Here is a 24,754-nt window from a genome sequence, read left to right as displayed (position 1 = left end):
ATTGTAATCGAAATAAAAATTTCTATTAAACGTTTAGATTTGAAATGAAATACTATTTATATATCCTCCTCCTCTTTTCGCTGAATTCACTCGCTGCACAGAGCTTTCAATTAACTTGGAAAGCTAAGTCAGAAATAAATTCGTTTGGCGAAAATACGGTTTTTGTTCCAAGTATCCAATCAACTGGAAATTATTTAGATTCAAAAAATATAGCCCACTTTTATTATCAGGAAGTAGCAAGTGGTCTTGATAATTTTGAAATCCAAAATATTCAGTCCAAAGAAATATCAAGAAAAGAATTGGGAGATGTGCAGTTTACCGACCTTCCCAAAGAGCCAGAATTTTGGATTAAAACCATGAAAGGTGGTAAAGCTATTCATAAAGCTTTAGATATTACAGGACTTTATCGCGACGAAAATAGAGCCTATCAGATTACAAGTTTTGAAGTAGTTAATTCAAACCGTACTATTACTACCAACTCTAATTCGAATCGTACGCCACCGCCAGCCGTTTTAAATGCAAGCAATGGAAGGTTCTATAAAATCAGCGTTGATACCACAGGTATATATAAAATAGATAAGGCTTTTTTAAGGCAAAATGGAATACCAACAGACTTTAACCCCAGTAAATTTAAAATTTATGGTAATGGAGGAATGATGCTTCCAGAGAATCCAGGGGATTTTAGATACAATGGACTACAAGAAAATGCGATCTATGCCGAAGGTTTAGAGGATGGTAGTTTCGACGAGTCAGATTATTTCTTGTTTTATGCGCAGGGACCTAATGGGATCGATAGGATTTCTAATTCAATTTACCCAAGACATTCTAAGCACTTGTATGAGGATAAAGCATATTACTTTATTAATTTTGAAAGTCCAGGAAATGGTAAAAGAGTTCAGCTTGAAAATATTCAAGAAAACGCAGTTGCTAACAAAGGAGATTTCGATCAAGTCTTATTTTACGAAAAAGATAATATCAATATATATAATGTAGGTCGACAATGGTTTGGACAGAACTTAGCCAGAGATAATGATTTTAATATCAATTTAAATCATATGGGTAATATGGTGGGGACTGGCCGAATAGAATACCGCTATGTTGGGGTAAACGCAGGAAATACCAGTGTAGATGTAAATTTGAATGGAGCAACTGTTGGAACAACTAGTTTTGCTGGTGGAGCCAATGCGCTTTTTGAAGTGAGAATGGGAAATAGCGAGTTTACGGGCAACCTTCCTTTTAGTTTAAATTTAAATCTCAATAATTCTTCGAATCCTGCAGCAAGTGTTTATTTAGATTATGTGCGATTAAGCTTTAAGCAGAACTTAGCTTTTAATAATCAACAATTAGGGTTTAGATGGTTAGAAGACTTGAATGAAAATACGGTTTACGACTTTAATTTAACTGGCTCACCTCAAATGGTTTGGGATGTTTCGGATAGAGTAAACGCTAAAATGCTAGTTTCAGAAGGAGGAACTTATAAGTTTAGAACAACAAGTTCAAATTATAAGAACGAATTTATTGCCTTTAATAAAGAGCAAGCATTAAGTCCAAAATTTGTAGAACAAATCGACAACCAAGCGATTAGTACAATTTCCAATGTAGATTATGTAATTGTAACCTATCCAGACTATAAAGCCCAAGCTGAAAGGTTGGCAAACGCTCACCAATTATATAGTGGAGTAAACACAGCTGTTGTGACGACTGAGCAAGTATATAATGAATTTGGTTCGGGGTCGCAGGATATTAGTGCGATTAGAGATTTCTTTAAAATGCTATACGAACATGGGAATCTTAAATATGCTTTACTTTTTGGGGATGGGTCTTATGATTTTAAAGAGAGAATTCCGAATAATACCAATATGGTTCCGACTTATCAATCAGAGGCGAGTAGAGGACTAGGGACAACTTATGTTTCGGATGATTTTTATGGAATGTTAGACGATACCGATGTAGGCTTACACCCGCTTCAAATCGATATTGCTATTGGGAGATTACCCGCAGCCACACGCGCTGAAGCAAAAGTATTGGTCGATAAAACTTTGAGTTATTTTAGTCCAGATAGTAATTTAGGAAGTCCATTCGGAGATTGGCGATCTAAAATCATGTTTGTGGTAGACGATGATAATCCAGGACCAAACAACGCTTTCCATCATACAGTTGATCAAGATGCTGCTCAATTTTTAGAGCAAAATGAACCAGCTTATACTTTAAGGAAATTATACATAGATGCTTTTTTACAAGAAGGTAGCTCAGGTGGATTACGTTATCCAGCAGTTACCGATGCTATTGTAAATGGAATCGAAACGGGAACACTATTGGTGAATTATTTTGGTCATGGTGGTGTAAATGGTTGGGCGCAAGAAAGAGTTTTTACGCCAAATGAGATTAGAGAATTAACCAACTTTCAGCAGCAGTTTAGTCGTTTGCCTGTTTTCGTAACGGTGACTTGTGATTTTACAGTTTGGGATATACCTCAAATCGATTCTGGTGGAGAAATGCTAATCAAAAACCCAAATGGTGGTTCAGTCGCCATGTTGACAACCAGTAGAGAGATTGCAGTAGTTTATGGACTTGGAATTAACGATAAAATTATTCGAAGAATATTTCAAGAGGATGGTGATAAATTCTTACCCATTGGAGAAGCATTACGTTTAGCAAAGCTTGATTATAATTTAGGAGACGAAGGTTTGAGTATTAATTTAATTGGTGATCCGCTAATTTCTTTAGCTCGCCCGCCAAGAGAAATTACAATTGATAAAATTAATGGAGAGCCAGCAGATGCGTTTACAGGAACTCTACGCGCCTTAGATTTTGTGAGTTTTGAAGGTAAAGTTTTAAACGCTAGCAATTCTGGTGTGGATGCTAACTTTAATGGAGAAATCACAGGAACTTTATTCGATAAGGCAGTAGAGAGAACAACTTTAAACAACGATGGAAATATTGATGTTTTAGAATTCACAGAACAAGTAGACGCAATATATAGAGGTACCACTTCAGTGGAAAATGGTAACTACAAATTAGAATTCTATGTACCTAAAGATATTAACTTCGATGTAGGTGAAGGAAAGATTTCATTGTATGCGCATAATAACGAGGTAGACGGGATGACGTATAAGAATGATATCTTGGTGGGTGACATTAACCCAGATGGAGTAAATGACGACGAAGGTCCGGTGGTTGGTTTATATATGAACAACTTAAACTTTGCCAACGGTGGAATTACCGATAGAAGTCCTTATTTATTGGCCTGTGTTGTAGATAGTACCGGAATTAATGCAACAGGAGCCGGAATCGGACATGATATAACTTATTTACTAGATGGGAAGATTAGTACAACAACCGTATTGAACGAATATTTCGAGGGAGGAGATGCTTCGCCATGTATCAATCCAAATGTTAGAGATTTCCAAAAAGGACGTGTATTATATAAGTTGAGTGATTTAGAACTAGGCGAGCATACCGTTACTTTTAGAGTTTGGGATATTAACAATAATTCCACAACCGAAACGTTAGATTTTGTAGTTATGGACAACGGTGACCAACAATTGCATATGAATCGATTGATGAATTGGCCCAATCCATTTACCAATCAGACTTATTTCCATTTTGAGCATAATTGCCCAGAAGCCCTAGAAGTTCAAGTTCAAATATTCAGTATTGCAGGTAAATTAGTGAAAACGATTCGCCAACAAGTTTCTTCAGCGCCCTTTAGAGAAGGATATAGAACCGATAAATTCGGAATTCCTTGGGATGGTTTAGATGACTTTGGCAATAAAATCGGAAAAGGCGTCTATATATATAAGACAATTATAAAAGGAGCCAACCCCGAAAGTTGTAAAGGCACAGCTTCCGAAACAGAGAAGCTTGTAATATTAAAATAAATCTTAATTTTGAATCTTTAAAAATGAAAATACATTATATTGCGAAACCTATGAAAAATAAATTAAGCTTGATCCTGTTGGTTGTATTAACAGGATGTATTTGGGCTCAAGAAGCCAACAGACCAGTTCTAACAGGTGCACCTTTCTTAAGAATTTCTCCAGATGCTCGTGCGGGTGGTTTAGGTGATATGGGAGTTGCAACTTCTCCAGATGCCTTCTCACAATATTGGAACCCTGCAAAATATGTTTTCGCCAAAAACTATTCAGGAGTTGGTATTTCATATACACCTTATTTAAGTGAAATTACAGACGATGTATTCTTATTAAACGGTACATTCTACACTTATTTAGGTGAGGAGGAAAGAAGTACGGTAGCGGCAAGTATTTATTACTTCAACTTAGGACAAGTTGACTTAACAGAGCTAGTTGGAGGTGAAATCACTAGCTTAGGTCAGGCAAAACCAAACGAGTTTTCAATTGACGTTTCTTATGGTTTGAAATTAAGTGACTATTATGGTATGGCGGTTGCCGCAAGATATATTCGCTCAGATTTATTCAACAATGACCAAGACGCATTGACCAAAGCGGGAAGCTCTTTCGCGGTGGACGTAGCAGGTTATTTCCAAACCGAGAGAATGAACTTCAATAGCTTCGACGGTAGAATTAGAGGTGGTTTCAACATTAGTAATATTGGACCAAAAATTAGCTATACAGATGATCAAGAAACAGGATCTTTCTTGCCAACGAATATGCGTTTGGGAGGGGCGTTTGATTTCTTATTAGATGATTACAACAAAGTAACAGCAGGAGTAGAGGTGAACAAATTATTAGTTCCTACGCCAAGTGTTCCTGTGGACGTTAACAACGACGGAAATGTAGATTATTGGGCGATTCCAAATGATGGAGTTGTTTCGGGAATTTTCAACTCATTTAGCGATGCTCCAGGTGGTTTCTCAGAAGAATTAAAAGAGTTCACTTGGGCACTTTCAGCTGAATATGTTTACAACAATGCATTCGCGTTCAGAACAGGTTATTTCCACGAAAGCATGGAAAAAGGAGCTAGACAATACGCTACTTTAGGTGCTGGAATGAGATTTAACGCATTCGGATTAGACTTCTCTTATTTAATCCCAACTAACAACGTAAACAACGCTTTAGAAAATACATTAAGATTCGGATTAACTTGGGATTTCGGTGGCGAAACTTACAATAGCTACGATTACTAAAATTCAGTTAATACAAAATATAAAAGAGGTCTATAGGGCCTCTTTTTTTTGCTTTAATAATTAGTTCATCAACATGGGATTTAGTTTTATTTGGGCGGCTTAACTGGCTTTCTGTTCCAATCTTTCTTAGCCAACAAGACAATTTATCTCGCCAAAGGAGCTTCCGTTGGTCGCTCTTTGGCTTCGCAAATTGTTGCTTGCCAGCAAAGAAAGGATTTCCACGACAATCCAGGCCGCGCTCCGAGTCATTTATTTCGTGTTTAAATGAAAAGGAAAGTTATACTTTGAATCAATTAAAAAAGCCCAAACTTGAATTATTTTATCAAGCTTGGGCTTTACTAAATCTTTTAATTTAGAGGTCTAAATATCTAGGGTAGAAAAATTACTTTAGGGTCTATCCAAGGTTCTCGGACGTGTATCCATCAACTCCTCTATATCCTTTTTCTCTGGTGCTTCTATAGATTTTTGATTAGAAGAACCTAATACCCAGGTTTCCTCAATGTCCCAATACGCACGAACCGTTACATTTTCTTGATAAATATAAATCGGTTCTGGTTGTTTTTGTTCATACCAATCTCCCGTATCATATCGCTCATTAGCGTTTTCATCTACCAAGAGTTTAAAATAATATTCTCCCGGCTTTAGATGTTTAAACTCATGCTTTGCCTTTGTGCCATACACTGAAGTAACTTCTCTATCCTGCGCATTCATTAACTTTAACCAAAAAGGAGCTTCAGGCTTGTTCTGAATGTTCAAGATGAGGTTACCGAAGTCTCTTGATTCTTTTACCCCAAAACTTAGGTTTAAAGTATCATTGGTTCGCTGCATATAATCTTTAGCAGCTTCTGGTAAAACCGCAATTTTATATTTTGAATTAAATTCAATCGGAAAGTCTAAACCAAATTTATTAGGCTTCAATCGTTTCACTTCAAAGTCTAAATCAACAGAATCTTTAACGACAGATATAAAAGATTTATCCAACGTATCTAGCGGATAATTTGCCTCAATCTCATACATCTTCCCTGGAACATAATCCAAGTTTCTTCCATAAACCTTTAGAGGCGTGTATTTTTCTGTTTGATAAATTACAGGCGGTAAAGAATCAATTTTATCCATGAAATTCACGGCAAAATGCATGCGAACGCGCTTTTCAGTCAATGAATCTATGCTTGGATTAAAATATAAGGTAGCTGTATCTGAATAAGCTTTGTGATAAATTTTAGAAGTCGTGAAAGTAGGTTCCAAAGCTTGAATGTCTACTTTTTCTGGTTTTCCTTCAAAGTAAAATTCTAATTTACCATAATCTACTTGGCTTACTTCTTTAGCTCTATAAGGCTGATTTAACTTAAATAAATTTAAATCATAATTTTGGCTGCTTCCAGCTTCTACGATTTCAGGATAAAAAGCAAACTTTTCTTTGGCAGGATCTAGTCTTGTATTCGCAACCTCATCATTAAACGCAACTAATCTATACGATCCTGAACGCAAATATTTAAGCGAAAATTGATTCGCTGTGTCTAATTTAGCAACGTAATAAGGCTTTTGCTTAAAAATTAAACTATCATTATAAGTAGAATCAATTCGGTAAAGGGCGGCAATCACATTTTCTGGCAACTTTCTTTCGCCCATGTTATTCACTTTACCTATAATTTCTAATGAGTCGATTTTATCGCCTGTAGAGAAAATATAAGAAAAATAGGAGAGTGGATTTCCCTCGTTATTATCTTGAATACTTTGACCAAAATTGATGGTATAAGTGGTTTCTGGTTGTAATTCTCCAGAAAACTCAACAGTAACTTTCTTTGCGGCCATTCCTGTTGGCGTGAAAATAGGCTGAGGGTCAACTGGCGGAGAAATAATTACATTTTTCATGTAATCCTTCAAAGTCACATATTCATCAAAATTAAGTTCAATTTTTTTGATTTTGGTATCTACATTCGTGCTAAATGTATCTGGAATCGATTGCAACAAAACCGGTGGCGTAATATCCTTAGGACCACCATCGGGTCTTCCTTTTCTGGCGCAAGACCAAGAAAAAAGAAGATATACTAATGCGATTGTAAAAATGTAATACTTACTCACCAAAAACTTCATTAAATGTGAATGTTTCATCAATTCTAACACCTCTTTCGGTGCGTTTTAGGGTGGCTAACTGATTATGTGCATCGTGCTCGAAAGCTAAAATCCAATTTTCATCAACTGCCTTATCTAAGAAAATCTCCTTTTCTTTAATGGTTAATAAAGGTCTAGTATCATATCCCATAACATAAACCAAAGGAACATGCCCTGCCGTTGCAATTAAATCAGCTGTGTAAACAATCGTTTTGTCTTTGTATTGAATTTTTGGAAGCATTTGTTTGTCGGTATGACCATCCACAAAAATCACATCAAATCCTAGGGGAGTCGTTCCATTGAAATTATCCTGAGGAACATCAATGAAATTTAATTGTCCACTGTCTTTAATCGGCTGAATGTTTTCTGTTAAAAACGATGCTTTTTCTCTTGGGTTTGGTTCAACAGCCCACTGCCAATGATCTTTGTTAGACCAGAATTTAGCATTTTTGAAAGCTGGCTCATATCCAGTTCTGTCTTTATTCCATTGAATAGCTCCACCACAGTGATCAAAATGTAAATGAGTTAAAAACACATCGGTAACATCGTCACGTGTAAAGCCATATTTAGCTAAGGAGCTATCGATATCGTGATTTCCCCATAAATAATAATATCCAAAGAACTTTTCGTCTTGCTTGTTACCCATACCCGTATCGATTAAAATCAAACGATCGCCGTCTTCAATCAAAAGGGAGCGCGTAGCAATGTCAATCATGTTTTTGTCGTCTGCAGGATTGGTTCTTGTCCAAATAGTTTTAGGGACTACGCCAAACATAGCACCACCATCTAACTTAAGATTTCCGCATTCTATTGGATATATTTTCATTGGATATATTTTTAAAATTAAACAATAAGAACTGATATGAGTTTAAATTATTTTAACTCAAAATCATCGAGCATTAAATGCCTTAAAAAAAATCTTCTCGTACAAATATAAAAGATTTAGCAGCAGGAATAAAATGAATGTGAAGAAGCTTTTAATCAGATAAATTAAAAGCGTTTTTTAAGAAAAAATAGATTCTTTTTCTTCTCCACGCATTCTGATTTTATAACCAATTGCAGCCACTAATAAAGTCATAAATGGACTTAAATAGTTGAATATCGCATAAGGAATGAACGACATATTACCAGCTTCACCCAATAATACTTTGGAATGATAAGCTCCACAAGTATTCCACGGAACTAATACAGAGGTAACAGTTGCTGAATCTTCTAAGGTTCTACTTAAGTTTTCTGGAGCTAGTCCTTTGTCTTTATATGCCTCAGAGAACATTTTACCCGATACTACAATGGCTAAATATTGATCAGATGCGGTAATGTTTAGTGCTAATGCAGTTGCAACGGTACTGGCAAATAATCCAAAAACAGATTGAAATAATCCTAAGAAAAACTCTGAAATTCTTTTCAAGGCTCCGATAGCTTCTAAAACTCCACCAAATGCCATGGCACAGATAATTAACCAAACCGTACCTAACATTCCGGCCATTCCACCTTGTTCGAAAAGACCGCCAAGATTCAGTAATGTTCCATTTTCTAACCTAACTTCTTCCACCGGAATGATGGTGTCTACCGTAATGCTATTCATTACAATTCGATAGGTTTCCACAGAATTTAGGCTTTCAGCTCCCGACATTTGTAATAATAAATCTTGCTGAAATATAATCGCAGCTACTCCACCTAGAACTGTTCCAACTAGTAGCGCCATTAAAGGTGGAACCCTCATGACAATTAAAATAATTACCAATAAAGGAACAGTAAATAACCACGGGCTGACATTGAAGTTATCAGCAATTAAATTCTGAACAATTTCTTTGTCAATATTTCCATGAATGGAAGCTGTAAACCCTAAGATTAAAAACACGATAAGTGTTATGATAATCGTAGGCACGGTTGTAATGGTCATGTATTTAATGTGCGTATTCAAATCTGTTCCTGCAATGGCCGGAGCAAGGTTAGTCGTATCCGAAAGTGGAGACATTTTATCGCCAAAATAAGCTCCAGAAAGCACAGCTCCTGCCGTCATCGCTGAATCTAATCCCAATCCATTCCCTATTCCTATCAGAGCAATACCAATCGTAGCACTCGTTGTCCACGAACTACCTGTAGCCATTGAAACGACAATACATATTAAAATACAAGCCACAAAGAAGATGGTGGGCGTGAGGATATTTAAACCATAATAAATCATAGCTGGTACAATTCCGCTTAAAAGCCAAGTACCTGCTAAGGATCCCACAAAAAGTAAAATTAAAATGGCTGGCGTAGTTGCTTTTAGGTTTAAAGAAATTCTATCCAAAATTTCTTCAAACTTAACACCATTCCTAATTCCAATGATGGCCGCAACAGCCGCAGCTAGTAATAAAGAAAATTGATTTGAGCCATAAGTAGCATCTGATTCGAAAACGTAAACATTTAATGCTAGAAGAGCGATTAAAACGACGATGGGAATCATGGATTGACCTAGGCTAATCTTTTTCATGCTAAATATCTTCTTTGAAGCGTTGAATATACTTAAAAATAAATTGTCTGTTCTGATTTTAATTTAAGAAATAATTGTAAAAATGAATTAAATGGAATGTAAAGCATTGACTTTTATGATTTTGTTGGTGCTTTGAGCTTAATGTTAAAAATAAATCTAAGCAGGTGCAACATCATTAGGAGATGAAAATTTATGTATTGAGGGCTTGGAATTAGGCAGTAAAAATCATTGAATTATGTTAAACAAATGTATTTTCAATTCCTTATATTTGTGGGAAACGAAAAATTAAAACCATGAGTAGAAAATTTCCTGCCGGTGTTGCTACCGGAAAATTAGTTTCTGAAATCTTTGCAGACGCTAAAGAAAACAAGTATGCATTGCCTGCAGTAAACGTAATTGGTAGTAATACTATGAACGCCGTAATGGAAACAGCTGCTGCCGTAAATGCACCAGTTATTATTCAGTTTTCTAACGGAGGAGCAGCTTTTAATGCTGGTAAAGGATTATCTAACGACGGTCAGAAAGCAGCTATTTTAGGTGCAGTTTCAGGCGCAAAACACGTTCACGAAATGGCAAAAGCTTATGGAGCTACTGTCATTATGCATACAGACCACTGTGCTAAGAAATTATTGCCTTGGATTGATGGTTTAATGGAAGCTAACGAAGCTTACTTCAAAACACACGGACACTCGCTTTATAGTTCGCACATGTTAGACTTATCTGAAGAGCCAATCGAAGAAAATATTGACATTTCTGTTAAATACTTCGAGCGTATGGCAAAGATGGGTATGACTCTAGAAATCGAATTAGGTATTACTGGAGGTGAAGAAGATGGTGTGGATAACACAGACGTAGATACTTCTAAATTATATACACAGCCAGAAGAGGTTTTATATGCTTATGATAGATTAAAAGAAGTTTCAGATGATTTCACAATTGCTGCAGCTTTTGGTAATGTTCACGGGGTTTATAAGCCAGGAAACGTTGTTTTAACTCCAAAAATCTTGAAGAATTCTCAAGAGCATATTCAAAAAGAAAGAGGAACAGGTGATAAACCAGTAAACTTTGTATTCCACGGAGGTTCAGGTTCTTCTGAAGCTGAAATTCAAGAAGCTATTGGGTATGGTGTAATTAAAATGAACATTGATACCGATCAGCAATATGCATTCATGAGCGGTGTTAGAGATTATTATGCAGATAAGCATGGTTACATCCAATCTCAAATTGGAAACCCAGATGGAGAGGATCTTCCAAACAAAAAATACTACGACCCAAGAGTTTGGTTAAGAGAAGGAGAGAAAGCATTCAACGAAAGATTGAAGAAAGCTTTCGAAGATTTAAACAATATTGATAGATTGTAATCAACTCTTAGAAATTTAAAATTTAAGCTGATTTTTCACCCGTGAAAAATCAGCTTATTTTATCTGCTTTAAATATTATTTGTACTTTTACCCCTATAGAAATTGATATATGGCTTGGTTTAGAAGAAAAAAGAAAAATATTCAGACCTCAACAGAAGAGAAAAAAGATACCCCAAAAGGATTATGGTATAAAACTCCAACGGGTAAAATCATTGATACAGAGGATCTTGCTAAGAATTATTATGTGAGTCCAGAAGATGATTTCCATGTGAGAATTGGTTCTGAAGAATATTTTAAAATGTTGTTTGATGATGGCAAGTTTAAGGAGCATGACGCTAAAGTAGAGAGTCGTGACCCATTGAACTGGACCGATACACAAGCTTATGAGGATCGATTGAAGAATACTCAAAAGAAAACAGGGTTAAAAGATTCTATTCGTAATGCCTCTGGTAAAATGAATGGAAGAGAAGTGATGATCAGTTGTATGGACTTTGATTTCATCGGTGGGTCTTTAGGCTCTGCGATGGGAGAGAAAATTGTTCGTGCTATTGATTACGCTATTAAAAATAAGATGCCTTATATACTGATTTGTAAATCAGGAGGTGCGCGTATGATGGAAGCTGCATTGTCTTTAATGCAAATGGTGAAAGTGGAGGCTAAATTGATTCAATTATCAGAAGCTAAATTACCTTATTTAACATTGCTTACTGACCCAACTTTTGGTGGAATTACAGCATCTTTCGGGATGATGGGGGATGTTACTTTTGCAGAACCAGGTGCATTGATTGGATTTGCGGGACCTCGTGTAATTAAAGAAACCATTGGTAAAGATTTACCAGAAGGATTCCAAACGGCAGAGTTCTTACAAGAAAAAGGATTTGTGGATGTTATCGTTCATCGCAAGCACTTGAAGAGCAAACTTTCTCAAATGATTGACTTCATTATTGAAGAAAAAAAATAAATGGATTGTTATTTGATTTAAATCAAGGAATAAATCTATAAAAACATTGATTATGAGAAAATTTGCCTTAATATGTATGATTCCCTTCATGTTTGTTATAAATGGCTGTGCTGAATTACAAACCATTGTCGACAATATGCCCGAAATGGGAGGGACTAACCTAGAAGTAGCTAGTGGATTAAAACAAGCGCTAGAGTTTGGAGTTGTTGAAGGTGTTGATATTCTAGGAGAAAAAGACGGTTTTTTCAGAGATCAAGCAGTTAAGATTTTATTACCTAATGAGCTTCAAAAAGTTGATCAAACTTTGCGTCAGATTGGGCTAGGAGCTTTAGCTGATGAAGGTTTAAAAGTATTAAACCGTGCAGCTGAAGATGCTGTGGTAGAAGCAAAACCTATTTTTGTGTCTGCTATTACAGGTTTAACTTTTCAGGATGCAATGGGAATTTTAACTGGAAATGATCACGCCGCTACATTTTACTTAAAAAATAAAACTACGGCTCAATTAACTTCAGCTTTTCAACCAAAAATTCAAAATTCATTGGATAAAGTTGGAGCCAACGAAATTTGGTCACAGATTATTCAAAAATATAATTCAGTGCCTTTGGTTCAGCCAGTTAATCCAAACTTAACTGAGTATGTGACTCAAAAAACGATTGATGGATTATTTGTGAAAGTAGCGAATAAAGAGAAAGATATTAGAACCAATCTTGGAGCAAGAACAACTCCTTTATTACAAAGAGTGTTTGCAATGCAAGATTAATTTAATCTTCTAAATAAATAAAAGAATCCTGTTCCGCTGATAAATGTTGGAGCAGGATTTTCTTTTTTGGTTTTCTATTGAACTCCTCGTATGCTTTAAGATAAATATTCCTACCAATCTCATTGTTGGCCAAATCCATTGCTTCTGCTTCTGGTTTATTCTTGAAGCATTCCTCGTGCATATCTGTAATCCTTTTAGTTCTATTTAAGGCCTTTTGTGGCGTTCTATAAAACAGTTGAATATGGTAAGCGATAAGTATATTCCAAAGGGCGTGTTTATAGGCATTGGACTTGGTGTCTAAGCTGTGATCATCAAATTTCTTATCAGAGATGTGCATAGTTTCCAATGTCGCAAATGCGATAAATGGAATTAGATGAGGTCTTGAAAATAACAGAAAGAGCATCTGTGAACATAAGTTCAGTGAGATGCTCTTAAAAGTTTTCCAATGTCGTTTTAAATCACTTGTTTTCACTAAAAGAAATCAGTGAGTCCAATCTATTTTTAACTTCTTCTTTGCCTAATAAAGACATAATAACTGGAATATCAGGTCCGTGTAAGCCACCTACCAAAGCAACACGCAATGGCATCATGATTTTACCAAAACCAATTTCGTTATCCTTTACAAAGTCTTTTACTTTGGCTTGAATTTCTTCCGCACTATCATAATTTGGAATATCAAAAGACAAGAATTTGTTTAAAATATCTTTGGTGTCCTCTTTCCAAACTTTTTTGAAGCTTTTCTCATCATAACTGCTTGGGGCTTGATAGAAAAACTCACCTTCAGTCCACATATCCGAAACAAAATTAGCACGCTCTTTTAATAAGCTAACAATCTTTTGATCGAATTCAGTATTGGTCTCAATACCTTTTTCTTTTAAGATGCTTTGAAAAGATGCTGTCAATTCCTCATCACTCTTTTGCTGTAGATATTGATGATTGAACCAAGTTGTTTTATCTGGATTGAATCTCGCGCCAGAGTTATTAACTTTATTTAAATCAAAAGCTTGTGACAGTTCTTCTAAACTGAAGATTTCTTGTTCAGTACCTGGGTTCCAACCTAATAATGCCAACATATTAATAAAAGCATCAGGGAAGTAACCGTCTTCTCGGTAACCTCTTGCTACGCCGTCCTCGGTTTTCCATTCTAATGGGAAAACAGGGAATCCGTGTTTATCTCCATCCCTTTTGCTTAATTTTCCTTTACCTTCTGATTTTAAAATCAATGGTAAGTGAGCAAACTGAGGTGGAGTCCAATCAAATGCATCATACATCAATAAGTGTAATGGTAAACTTGGTAACCATTCCTCTCCACGAATTACATGTGTGATTGCCATCTCATGATCATCAACAATATTTGCTAGGTGATAGGTTGGCATTCCGTCGTTTTTCATCAAGATTTTGTCATCTAGCGTAGAAGTGTCTACGCTAATATTTCCTCTGATGATATCATGTAATCTAAAAGTTTCTCCCGCATGAATTTTAAAACGAATAACATGTGGAGTATCAGAGTCCAAAAGAGCTTGTGTCTCTTCAGCGCTTAAGTTAAGCGAGTTTCTAAGATGAAGTCTATTGGTGTAATTATAAATAAAAGTTCTGCCTTCTGATTCAGCTTCGCTTCTTAATTTATCTAAATCCTCTTGTGTATCGAAAGCATAATAAGCGTTTCCAGAATCAATTAATTCTTGAACATATTTCTGATAGATTTCTTTTCTATCCGACTGACGATAGGGAGCATAATCTCCACCATATCCCGGACCTTCATCTGGGATAAGTCCACACCATTCCAATGCTTCTTTTATGTACTCTTCTGCGCCTTCAACATACCTATTTTGGTCAGTGTCTTCAATCCTTAAGACAAAAGTTCCTTTATGTTTTTTAGCAAATAAATAGTTAAACAAAGCAGTTCTAACGCCACCCATATGCAGCGGTCCTGTCGGACTTGGTGCAAATCTTACACGTACAGACATATAATATTTTTATGAAAAGATGATTATTAATTTAATCTAATGATTCTTAATTCTTTGTTGATTTTAGCTTCGCCATTATCAACTTTGTCGTATCCAAATTTAGTAGATAAACGTGTTTCAGATCTCTTAGCATCAAAGGCAGAGATTTTACCACTCTTATCCATTCTATCTACCACATCATAAACGATATCATATCCGATAGACATATATTTATTTGGAACAGAACAATATTTATCTTGGAAATTAGCAATAATTTGCTTCTCATTCTCTCCGAAAGTATTTACCAATCGAGTAGCTGTGTATGCAAAGCCCATTTCTTTTAAAGCTTTAATGTTATTCACATTATTTCCATCGAATACATCTAATGCTGGAACAAAATAAAGACTATATCCATTGATTGAGGCTGCGTCTTGTTCTGTAATTACTTTTACGAACTGATCTCCTAATTTGTTGTTATCGGCTGCTAATACAGCTAAGATAGGTTCGTATGTAATATTCTCAACATCGTTTCCTTCTGCGTCTTGAGTAATAGTTTTATGTTCAACTAATTTCAAGTCGTTTGGATTCTTAGTAATCGTAATTTTAGCATCACCAAATCTTTGGGTGAACTTGCTTTTAACATAATTAGCGATGTTCTCATCCTTAGAATTGGTCAAGATTTTAACTTCTTGTTTACCATTATAAGCATTAGCCATTTCCTCAACAATCAAATCAGCAGCAAACTCATCTCTTGGAGTTGCTAAGTAAACATTCTTATAAGCCTCTAAGCTTTCAGAATTGATTAAAGGAGAGAAAATTGGAACATCTGTTCTTTCTAATTTCACAGCTACATGCGCAATCATTTCTTCAAAGAATGGTCCTACAATCGCATCATATTTACTGAAATCTGGGGTGTCAAGGAATTTATCTAAAGCGTCTTTGTCTCTTTGAATATCGATCACCTCAACGTTTACTTTCTTACCAGATTTAATTAACTGCTCTAAAGCTACTTGTGCACCCATGTAGAAGTCTTGTGCAACTTGTCTTTCGCCTGCATTTGATTTAGGTGTATCTAAAAAGAATGGCATCATCCATACAATGTTAATTTCATTGTCTGAAAAGTTGGCTCCTGAAGTTTCCACTAATTTTGGTGCTTCTTCTAATTTAGCTCCTTTCTTTAATGGCACTTTTAGCGTCATTCCTTTCTGTAAACCATTTTCCAAGTCTGGATTCAAGGCGATTAATTCGTCTAGACTTACGTCATATCTACGTAATAATGAAAATACAGTTTCATCTTTTACAACTTCGTGCTCAAAATAAGTTTTTCCTTCTGGGATTGAAACTGATTTCTTAGTAGGGATTTTAATGAATTCACCTTTCTTTAAACCTTCTGTTTGTAGGTTTCTATTCGCAGCATAAATATCAGACATCTCTAAATTGTAGACTTGAGAAATAGAATAAACTGTTTCTCCAGCTTTTACTAAGTGCATACCTTCTGGAACCTGAACTTCTTGTTCTGCTTGCTCGGTCTGCGCTTGTTTTTTAGGTATCCTTACGACATCTTTATATTGTAAACCTCTTTCTTTAATAAAAGGGTTTAAGCTAGTAATCGTCTCTTGAGAAACTCCATATTCCTTAGAAAGTGAATATAAAGTTTGCTTCGGTTGGATCACACGATAATAAAACTCTTTATCCTCGTAATCAGCCACTGTACCTTCTGGGAGGCTACTTTCTTCTGCGCCTTGTTGTCCAGGAATTGTTAATACATCACCAATTTGCAATCCTCTTTCTTTTAAAAAAGGATTAGCATTCTTTAGTTGTTCTTGACTAATGCCGTATTGCGTTGAAATCCCGTATACTGTTTCTTGAGCCTCTACCGTATGCTTTGTAACTTGGGCATAGGCTAAAAAGGTCATAAACAAGCTTATGGAAACGAATATTTTTTTCATGCGATGTCTAGATTTTTGACAAAAATACAATTATTTTTTCGCTATACTATCCAAAATTACAATATTGAAGCTTGAATTGAAGGCATCTAAGCCATCGTATATTTTCGAAAATAGATCTTGTCCGTTTTTTGTATAAAATTCGCTAAAGTTGATAACGCGTTCCTGCCAATTGTTTCTTGGGAAGAAGAAGTCATAAACCTCATCGATTTTTTTGATTTCTGTTTCAAAGCGCTTTTTCTCAGCTTTTAATAATCGCTTGTGCATACTATCATAGCCTTTCATTTGCTTTTTCATTTGTGCTTCAACCATCGAGCCAAAAGATGAAGTTGTTTTTTCTGCTAATTCCTCTAAGCTTTCGAAATTCTTTTCTAAACTTAATTTCACATCTTCTAATTCCTTAAATAAATCAGATTGATGTTCAGTGAATTTATTTTTAAAGCTAGAAGCGGTAACAAACATTTTTTCTGACAGTAAATCATATTTTTCTGCCTTATGCTTGTACGCATTTGGAACCAAAAGCATAGAATTTCTAACTACCAACATCGGGAATAGAATTCCATAATTTTCAAATGCTGATTTTAATTGTAGCCAATAAGCGATTTCACCTCCGCCACCAATATAGGCGACATTTGGTAAAATTACTTCTTGATACATGGGTCTTAAAATTACATTTGGACTGAATTTCTCAGGATGCGAATGTAATTCTTGTTTAAATTCTTCTGGGCTAAATTCCTTTAGTGAATCAACCAAAGTAAAACCATGAGCTGTTTTTTCGATGCGTTCGCGCTGATTATTTTCTAAATAGAAGAGATTGATTTCTCTCGCGTAGGCTTGATTTTTATAAGAACTTAAAGCTTCATTGGTCTGTTGAACAAAGTTTTGAGCTTCATTGTTAAATAATTCCTTTTCAAAATAAGGAATCATACATTTTTTAAGTTCAGCGTCATTAGCATCTAAAATCAAGATTCCATAATCGCCTAATAGCTCATGCACCAAAATTCTTGTAGCTGTCGCTAAGTCGTGCTGTTGGAAATAAGCTGTTTGAATGATTTCCTTTAATTTATTTTCAAAAGCTGAATCTCCGAATGAATCAATAAATTTCTGTAAACTTTCTTCTGTGCTTTTAGTTGAAATATCGCCTACGAAACCACCGTTTTCTGCATTATATTCAACTTTGCCACGATAATCATAAAAATGATTGATTTCATCAAAGTCATGATCTTCTGTCGCCATCCAATAAATGGGAACATAATTGATTTTAGAATCTTTTTGATTTAAATCCTCACAAATTTTGACAACATGAAGAATCTTATAAATAAAGTATAAAGGCCCGGTGAGTAAATTCAACTGATGCCCAGTGGTTACAGTTGCTGTATTGCTGTCCTTGAGTAAAGCTAAATTTTCTTGTTGTTTTTCACTTAATTCAAGTCTATCCATTTGTTGACTTAATACTGAATGAAGCACATCTCTATGCTGATATTCTTTCAGTTTTTTGTCGGCTTGAATAGCATAGTTTTCTTCCGTTGGAAATAAGGAATAAAAAGGTTTTAAAACCTCTTTTTGCTTTAAATAATCCTTAATTAAAGCTGAAACTCCCGTATGTTCGAAATCTATTTTTATCATAAAATTACTTCAAGGCTTTGTAAGCATCCAACGGACGATCGGTGGCGATAATTTGAACCCCCATATCTGCCCATTCTTTATATAAATGCTCTTTATTAGCTGCTGCTCTTCCGTCTAAGTTACCTAAAGTTCCCAAGATAGCAGGAATTTTTAATTCATTTAATCTCTTATATAAAGCTGGCGGAGAAAGTTTAGTACCTGTAAAGGCAATCATTTTGTCCGTCGGTATTTCTGTTTCTAAAATCCAATTTAACTCTTTTTCGTTTCTTGCCGAAACCGAAATCATCATTTCTGGAGCTAATCGATGTTGTTTCTTCGCTTGGCCTGTGCTGTAACTAATCAATACACATTGGTCTTGCATATCCATCTCTCGAACTAAATCAATGACATCTTCATATTTGGCGCTATCTTTAAAATCCAGCATTAAATAGGCGTTTTTCCCCTTTGCCCAAGCTAAAACATCTTTTAAATAAGGAATTTTATAGGAAGTTTCATTCCCAAAATCATCTACTAAGTTCAATTTTAATAAATCTGATGCAGATTTTCCTTTCAAAGAACCATTTCCAGTGGTTGTTCTTTCCAAGTGATTATCATGAAATAACATAATCTCTCTATCTGAGGTTTGAAATAAATCAATTTCAAAAACACTTATACCTTGTTTGTGTAAATATTGAATCGTTTCTAAAGCGTTTTCAGGATAGTTTTTAATGCCACTTCCACCACGGTGCGCTGAAACCAATGTTTCGGTAGTGGTGTGAAAATAATCTTCTTGAGCAGTTTGTGTATTTGTCTCTAAGTAATTTTCTGGAGCATTTTTACATGAAAACAATACGAAAATCAATAGTAAGAGATGGAAAGCTTTAAAATTCATATCATTTTGACTTAGCAAACAAAGATAGAATATTAAATTTTTAAATCTAAATAATCAGATTTTGCTTTGTTGTAAATTAATTATGCTCATTTTAGTGGAAATACCTTTAATCTAGAATTAGATGTAAAAAAGATAGAAGGTCAAATCTCTATTTCAATTATAATTATTGCAGTCTGTTAATTTAAATTAAATTTGCAGCATAATTAAGATTATGCAATACGCCGAAAATATATTAGAAACTATTGGTAACACGCCTTTGGTTAAACTAAATAAGATAACTAAAGATTTACCAAGTCTTTGTCTTGCTAAGGTTGAAACCTTTAATCCAGGAAATTCTGTAAAAGATAGAATGGCCGTTAAAATGATTGAAGATGCTGAAGCGCAAGGCTTGTTAAAACCTGGAGGAACCATTATAGAAGGTACTTCCGGAAATACGGGAATGGGGCTGGCATTGGCCGCCATTGTGAAAGGATATAAATTAATTTGTGTCATCGCTGACAAACAATCGCAGGAGAAAATTGATATTTTGCGTGCTGTGGGGGCAGAGGTGGTAGTTTGTCCAACGGCAGTGGAACCTGAAGACCCACGTTCTTATTATTCTGTTTCTAAAAGATTGGCCGAAGAAACGCCGAATGCATGGTATGTAAATCAATATGATAATCCTTCGAATGCGAAAGCGCATTACGAAAGTACAGGACCAGAAATCTGGGAACAAACCGATGGAAAGATTACCCATTTTGTGGTAGGTGTTGGAACGGGTGGAACAATTTCAGGGGTAGGAAAATATTTAAAAGAGCAAAATCCTAATATCAAGATTTGGGGAATTGATACCTATGGCTCGGTTTTTAAGAAATATCACGAGACAGGAATCTTCGACGAAAACGAAATTTATCCTTATATTACAGAAGGAATTGGCGAGGATATCTTACCTAAAAACGTAAATTTTGATGTAATTGACGGGTTTGAAAAAGTTACGGACAAGGATGCCGCAATTTATACCAGAAAATTGGCGATTGAAGAAGGGCTGTTTATGGGTAATTCTGCTGGAGCAGCCATTAAAGGATTATTACAATTAAAAGATGAATTTGGTCCAGACGATGTTGTGGTAGTATTATTCCATGATTCTGGTACAAGATATGTAGGTAAGTTTTTTAATGATAAATGGATGGCAGAGCAAGGATTTATTGAAGAATAAATCAGCTTTTATTAAGTTTATTATTAAAATTAAATAGCAATTAACACATATAGAATGTCGCAAGAAAAACTGACTCTAAGAGGTGAAAACCTAGTTAAAATGTATGGAAAGAAACGTGTTGTAAAAGACGTTTCTATTGAGGTAGAGCAAGGTCAGATTATCGGTCTTCTCGGGCCCAATGGAGCTGGGAAAACGACGACATTCTATATGATTGTAGGTTTGGTGAAGCCAACAGTTGGTAAGGTTTATCTAGACAAAGATGACATCACCAAAAATGCCATGTACAAACGTGCGCAAAAAGGGATTGGATATTTAGCGCAAGAAGCATCTATTTTTAGAAAATTATCTGTAGAAGATAATATTATGGCGGTGCTCGAGATGACTAAATTATCAAAAAAGGAACGTAGAATTCGAAGAGACTCTCTTATAGAAGAATTTAGTTTAGAACATGTAAGAACCAACCGAGGTGACTTACTTTCGGGGGGAGAAAGACGTAGGACCGAAATTGCGAGAGCTTTAGCCGTTGATCCAAAATTCATTTTACTAGATGAGCCTTTTGCAGGAGTTGACCCGATTGCTGTGGAGGATATTCAGAAAATTGTTCGTTCTCTTGTGAAAAGAAATATTGGGATTTTAATCACCGACCACAACGTACAGCAGACTTTGGCGATTACGGATAAGACCTATATTATGTTCGAAGGCAAGATACTAAAAGAAGGTACGCCAGAAGAATTAGCAGATGACCCAGTGGTTCGTCAGGTTTATTTAGGAGAGAACTTTAGGTTCGAAAAATATTAAAATCGCCAATGATTACGCCAATCACCATAGAGGATTATATCCAAACTCATGCTTATTTGGAGGAGGAGCTTACGCAGCTTCATCAAATTCTCTTAGCTTATGGTTTAGACGGCGATATGGATTACGGCGAACCAATTTATAGTTTAAACGATACTCAAATCTTAGGATTTAGAGCTTATAAGGATATGTTTTCAGTTTGGTTCAAGAATGATTTGAATGAGGATGAACTTTTAAAAGTTCCAAAAGATATCAAAGGTTTTCATTTACTTAGATTTAGAAAGGATGATGAATTAGAATCAGACTTTATACATAATCATGTTTCCGCTGCCGTGAAAAGATTAAATGCTCTATAAATCTCTGGTTAATTAAAGCCAAAACTTAGGCGAATTAGATTCAATTACTTATTTTTAAACTTTAGCAGACTAGATATTAGATTTTAGTCTAAATCTATGCTATCATAAATTTGAATAATTATGAAAATATATACTAAAACCGGAGACAAAGGTTCTACTTCTTTATACGGTGGAGTCAAGGTTTCTAAAGCTCACATTCGCATCGACGCCTATGGTACTACCGATGAATTAAACTCGAATGTCGGTGTCATTGCTTCTCATAACTCCAATGAACAAGTCAAAGAACAATTGCTTAAAATTCAGGAGAATATATTTGTTTTAGGTTCAGAATTAGCAACACCTAAAGAGAAATTATATTTAGCGAATGGTAAGTCGAGAATTGGTCAAATGATTCAGGAGTCTGATATTGAAACCTTAGAAAGCTGGATTGATGAATGGGAGAAACAACTAGATCCTTTAACTCATTTTATTCTACCAGGTGGTGGTAAGGCTTCAGCTTCGGCGCACCTAGCTAGAACGGTTTGTAGAAGAGCAGAGCGAATTGTTGTTGCATTGGCTGAGAACGAAGAAATTCGTCAGGAGTTGCAAAAATACTTGAACCGTTTGTCGGATTACTTTTTTGTTTTGGCAAGAGTATTGGCTAAAATGGACAATGAACCAGAGGTTTTATGGCTTCCAAGTAAAGATTAAAGATGAAAGCACTTTTAATTATAAATGGTCAGCCGCCAAAGGACTTACCTGATATTTCGAATTACGAAAAGATATATTGTACCGATGGTGCATATGCTTTTTTATTAGGAAAGCAAATCAGACCAGATTATGTGATTGGTGATTTTGATTCAGTTTCTATTGATGATATTTCTCCATTTGTTGAGGTTTTAGAAAGGCCTGATCAGGATTTTACGGACTTCGAGAAAAGTTTACAAATCATAGAAGAACACGGTTATGATTCGGTGGATGTTTATGGATCTACTGGGCAGGAGAGCGATCATTTTTTAGGAAATTTATCTACAGCACTTAACTTTAAAAATAGATTGAACATCACTTTTTATGATGATTATTCTATTTTCTTTTTTGCTGATAAAAGTATAGAATTAGAAGGTGTTAAAAATAGAGTTATCTCCTTGGTTCCTTTTCATAAAGCAATAAAAGTAAACTCTAAAGGGCTTAAATTTCCACTTGAGGATTTAGATTTAAGATTAGGAAAACGAATGGGTACACGTAATTACGCCAATGAAGATGTAGTAGAAATTAATTACGAATCAGGTGAACTGATAGTATTTATTTCTAATTACGAACGAGAGGATGATCATTAAAATGTAAATAATGGGATTATAATTATTAATAACGAATTACTCTTCGTATTAATTATTACCATCTTCATTTAGCTGCATCTCATACAGCTCTTTATATTCTCCACCTTGTTCTAATAAACTTTCGTGGGTTCCTTCTTGAGCAATTCTACCTTCGCGTAGTACAATAATTTTATCAGCATGCTTAGCAGAAGAAACTCTGTGGGTAATAATCACAATGGTTTTCTGTTTAGCAACTTCCTGAATATTTTGAAGGATATTTTCTTCGGTTTCTGTATCCACTGCCGATAAACTATCATCAAAAATCAAGATTCTTGGATCTTTAATCAATGCGCGAGCGATAGAAATTCTTTGTTTCTGACCTCCAGATAAGGTTACTCCACGCTCACCAACTTTGGTGTCATACCCTTCTTGGAATTCAATAATATTGTGGTGAACATCGGCTTTCTTAGCAAACTTGATGATATCTTCTCTAGATGCATCATCTGCTGCAAAGGCAATATTAGAGGCTAATGTTTCAGAGAATAAAAATGCTTCTTGTGGTACAAAACCAATTTGTGTTCTTAAATCATTTAAATTTAATTCTTCTAAAGGTTTCCCATCCATTAAAACCACACCTTCTGTAGGATCATATAGTCTGGCAATTAATTCAGCTAAAGTAGTTTTTCCAGAACCAGTTTTACCCAAGATAGCTAATGTCTTACCAGCAGGTAGGTCAAAGGTAATATTGCTTAAAGCTTTTATACCCGTATTTTCATAGGTAAAGCTAACATCCTTAAAGCTAATAGCACCTTCAATCGGTGTATGTTCGGTAACAGTGTTAACCACACTTGGAGTCGCTTTTAAGAACTCATTGATTCGCTTCATCGATGCTTCAGCCCTTTGAACCACCATAGAAATCCAACCTAATGAAGCAAAAGGCCAAATCAACATATTTAAGTACATGAAGAATTGAGCAACTGTACCAATTTCTTCAATTTCACCATTAATATATGCTGCACCTCCAGCATATAAAATTAAAATCTGACTAATTCCAATCACCAAAAGCATCATCGGAAAGAAAAATGCTTGGATATTAGCTAATGAAATCGATTTACGTTTATAATTATTAGCATTTTGAGCATAGGCAGTTTTAATCTGCTCCTCCTTGTTAAATGACTTAATTACGCGAATTCCAGAGAAAATATCTTGTACATAAGAAGACAAATTCGACTGTTCCTCTTGAACTTCTCTACTTTTTCTATTAATAATACTACTAATAAAATAAATTAAAACAGAAAGAATTGGTAATGGAGCTAATGTGTATAAGGTCAATGTTTTATTGATGAAAAGCATTTCAACAATCAAAATAATCGCCAATGAAATAAGGTTAATTGGATACATAATCCCAGGACCTAAATACATACGAACATATCCAACATCCTCGCTGATACGGTTCATTAAGTCTCCAGTTCTATTTTTCTTATAAAATGATGTATCTAGTTCTTGATAGTGTTGGTAAATAACATTCTTCAAGTCAAACTCAATATGGCGCGATGCCACAATAATGGTTTGTCTTTGAAAGAAAGTTAAAATTCCACTGATAATAGGTAAAACTATGATGATAGAACCATAGATTAAAAGTTGTTTTACGCCCGCAGGCTCGCCTGTATTGGAGAATGCATCGTCAATCAGGTTAATCGCTTTACCAATATAACGTATAGCATAAACCGAGATGAAGTTTGTAGCAATAACAAAAATAGCACCCCACAAAAGTAACCACTTATATTTATAAATTAACTTATTAAGACTTAACAACTCTTTCATAGCAGCTGCAAAAATACATCTATTATATAGAATTGCGCAAAGAAATGAAATTTTAAGTAAGGTATAACCCTTCAATCTACTTTCTAATTGGCTAAGAATTTTCTTTTATCTTAGATTAGC

18 protein-coding genes and 1 pseudogene are annotated in these 24,754 nt (G+C 35.1%); 10 read left to right on the top strand and 9 right to left on the bottom strand.

Annotated elements, in window-relative coordinates:
* Positions 1–44 precede the first annotated feature (44 nt).
* A complete protein-coding gene (porU, locus tag NLM59_RS03665; protein ID WP_304416388.1) occupies positions 45–3,881 on the top strand; it encodes a type IX secretion system sortase PorU in 3,837 nt (1,278 codons plus the stop codon).
* Between the two features lie 50 nt (positions 3,882–3,931).
* Positions 3,932–5,107: a type IX secretion system outer membrane channel protein PorV gene (porV, locus tag NLM59_RS03660; RefSeq protein ID WP_304416387.1), complete on the top strand. Its 1,176-nt coding sequence runs from the start codon at positions 3,932–3,934 to the stop codon at positions 5,105–5,107.
* Between the two features lie 387 nt (positions 5,108–5,494).
* Here porV and NLM59_RS03655 read toward each other — a convergent pair whose 3' ends face one another.
* The 3 genes from NLM59_RS03655 to nhaC form a co-directional block, all read right to left on the bottom strand.
* Positions 5,495–7,219: an Ig-like domain-containing protein gene (locus tag NLM59_RS03655; protein WP_304416386.1), complete on the bottom strand. Its 1,725-nt coding sequence runs from the start codon at positions 7,217–7,219 to the stop codon at positions 5,495–5,497.
* Positions 7,182–8,045 (bottom strand): MBL fold metallo-hydrolase, encoded by an 864-nt coding sequence (locus tag NLM59_RS03650; protein ID WP_304416385.1) that lies wholly within the window; start codon positions 8,043–8,045, stop codon positions 7,182–7,184. Before NLM59_RS03650 ends, NLM59_RS03655 begins: the two co-directional genes overlap by 38 nt.
* A gap of 177 nt (positions 8,046–8,222) precedes the next feature.
* The gene (nhaC, locus tag NLM59_RS03645; protein ID WP_304416384.1) at positions 8,223–9,698 is read right to left on the bottom strand and encodes a Na+/H+ antiporter NhaC; all 1,476 of its coding nucleotides are present in this window, start codon (positions 9,696–9,698) and stop codon (positions 8,223–8,225) included.
* A gap of 293 nt (positions 9,699–9,991) precedes the next feature.
* Between nhaC and fbaA the strand changes: the two genes are divergently transcribed.
* The 3 genes from fbaA (at position 9,992) to NLM59_RS03630 (ending at position 12,780) form a co-directional block, all read left to right on the top strand.
* A complete protein-coding gene (gene fbaA, locus NLM59_RS03640) occupies positions 9,992–11,059 on the top strand; it encodes a class II fructose-bisphosphate aldolase (RefSeq protein WP_304416383.1) in 1,068 nt (355 codons plus the stop codon).
* Between the two features lie 109 nt (positions 11,060–11,168).
* On the top strand, positions 11,169–12,020 hold the full coding sequence (accD, locus tag NLM59_RS03635; protein WP_304416382.1) for an acetyl-CoA carboxylase, carboxyltransferase subunit beta: 852 nt from the start codon (positions 11,169–11,171) through the stop codon (positions 12,018–12,020).
* Positions 12,021–12,072: 52 nt separating this feature from the next.
* On the top strand, positions 12,073–12,780 hold the full coding sequence (locus NLM59_RS03630) for a DUF4197 domain-containing protein (RefSeq protein WP_304416381.1): 708 nt from the start codon (positions 12,073–12,075) through the stop codon (positions 12,778–12,780).
* Position 12,781: 1 nt separating this feature from the next.
* Here NLM59_RS03630 and NLM59_RS03625 read toward each other — a convergent pair whose 3' ends face one another.
* The 5 genes from NLM59_RS03625 to NLM59_RS03605 are packed head-to-tail and all read right to left on the bottom strand — an operon-like array spanning position 12,782 to position 19,169.
* A complete protein-coding gene (locus NLM59_RS03625) occupies positions 12,782–13,183 on the bottom strand; it encodes a DUF6973 domain-containing protein (protein ID WP_304416380.1) in 402 nt (133 codons plus the stop codon).
* Positions 13,184–13,238: 55 nt separating this feature from the next.
* Positions 13,239–14,747, bottom strand: coding sequence for a glutamate--tRNA ligase (gltX, locus tag NLM59_RS03620; protein WP_304416379.1), 1,509 nt, complete (start codon positions 14,745–14,747; stop codon positions 13,239–13,241).
* Positions 14,748–14,773: 26 nt separating this feature from the next.
* A complete protein-coding gene (locus tag NLM59_RS03615) occupies positions 14,774–16,675 on the bottom strand; it encodes a PBP1 and LysM peptidoglycan-binding domain-containing protein (RefSeq protein ID WP_304416378.1) in 1,902 nt (633 codons plus the stop codon).
* 30 nt (positions 16,676–16,705) lie between these two features.
* Positions 16,706–18,298, bottom strand: coding sequence for a bacillithiol biosynthesis cysteine-adding enzyme BshC (gene bshC, locus NLM59_RS03610; protein ID WP_304416377.1), 1,593 nt, complete (start codon positions 18,296–18,298; stop codon positions 16,706–16,708).
* Between the two features lie 4 nt (positions 18,299–18,302).
* Positions 18,303–19,169, bottom strand: coding sequence for a glycerophosphodiester phosphodiesterase family protein (locus tag NLM59_RS03605; protein WP_304416376.1), 867 nt, complete (start codon positions 19,167–19,169; stop codon positions 18,303–18,305).
* A 211-nt stretch (positions 19,170–19,380) separates the two neighbouring features.
* Between NLM59_RS03605 and NLM59_RS03600 the strand changes: the two are divergent.
* From NLM59_RS03600 to NLM59_RS03580, 5 genes and pseudogenes are all read left to right on the top strand, one after another.
* Positions 19,381–20,361, top strand: a pseudogene (locus tag NLM59_RS03600) (PLP-dependent cysteine synthase family protein); the annotation flags it as partial.
* Positions 20,362–20,433: 72 nt separating this feature from the next.
* Positions 20,434–21,162, top strand: a complete 729-nt coding sequence (gene lptB, locus NLM59_RS03595) for an LPS export ABC transporter ATP-binding protein (protein ID WP_304416524.1) — start codon at positions 20,434–20,436, stop codon at positions 21,160–21,162.
* Between the two features lie 8 nt (positions 21,163–21,170).
* The gene (locus NLM59_RS03590) at positions 21,171–21,515 is read left to right on the top strand and encodes a DUF1801 domain-containing protein (protein WP_304416375.1); all 345 of its coding nucleotides are present in this window, start codon (positions 21,171–21,173) and stop codon (positions 21,513–21,515) included.
* Between the two features lie 120 nt (positions 21,516–21,635).
* Entirely contained in the window at positions 21,636–22,205 is a 570-nt protein-coding gene (locus NLM59_RS03585) for a cob(I)yrinic acid a,c-diamide adenosyltransferase (protein ID WP_304416374.1), read from the top strand.
* Between the two features lie 2 nt (positions 22,206–22,207).
* Positions 22,208–22,831 (top strand): thiamine diphosphokinase, encoded by a 624-nt coding sequence (locus NLM59_RS03580; RefSeq protein ID WP_304416373.1) that lies wholly within the window; start codon positions 22,208–22,210, stop codon positions 22,829–22,831.
* Positions 22,832–22,879: 48 nt separating this feature from the next.
* On the opposite strand, the gene NLM59_RS03575 is transcribed toward NLM59_RS03580, so the two are convergent.
* A complete protein-coding gene (locus NLM59_RS03575; protein WP_304416372.1) occupies positions 22,880–24,634 on the bottom strand; it encodes an ABC transporter ATP-binding protein in 1,755 nt (584 codons plus the stop codon).
* Between the last annotated feature and the right edge of the window lie 120 nt (positions 24,635–24,754).

The sequence above is a fragment of the Profundicola chukchiensis genome (assembly GCF_029664245.1).
Taxonomy (GTDB): Bacteria; Bacteroidota; Bacteroidia; order Flavobacteriales; family Weeksellaceae; genus Profundicola; species Profundicola chukchiensis.
This window is presented reverse-complemented; position numbering and strand designations above follow the sequence as displayed.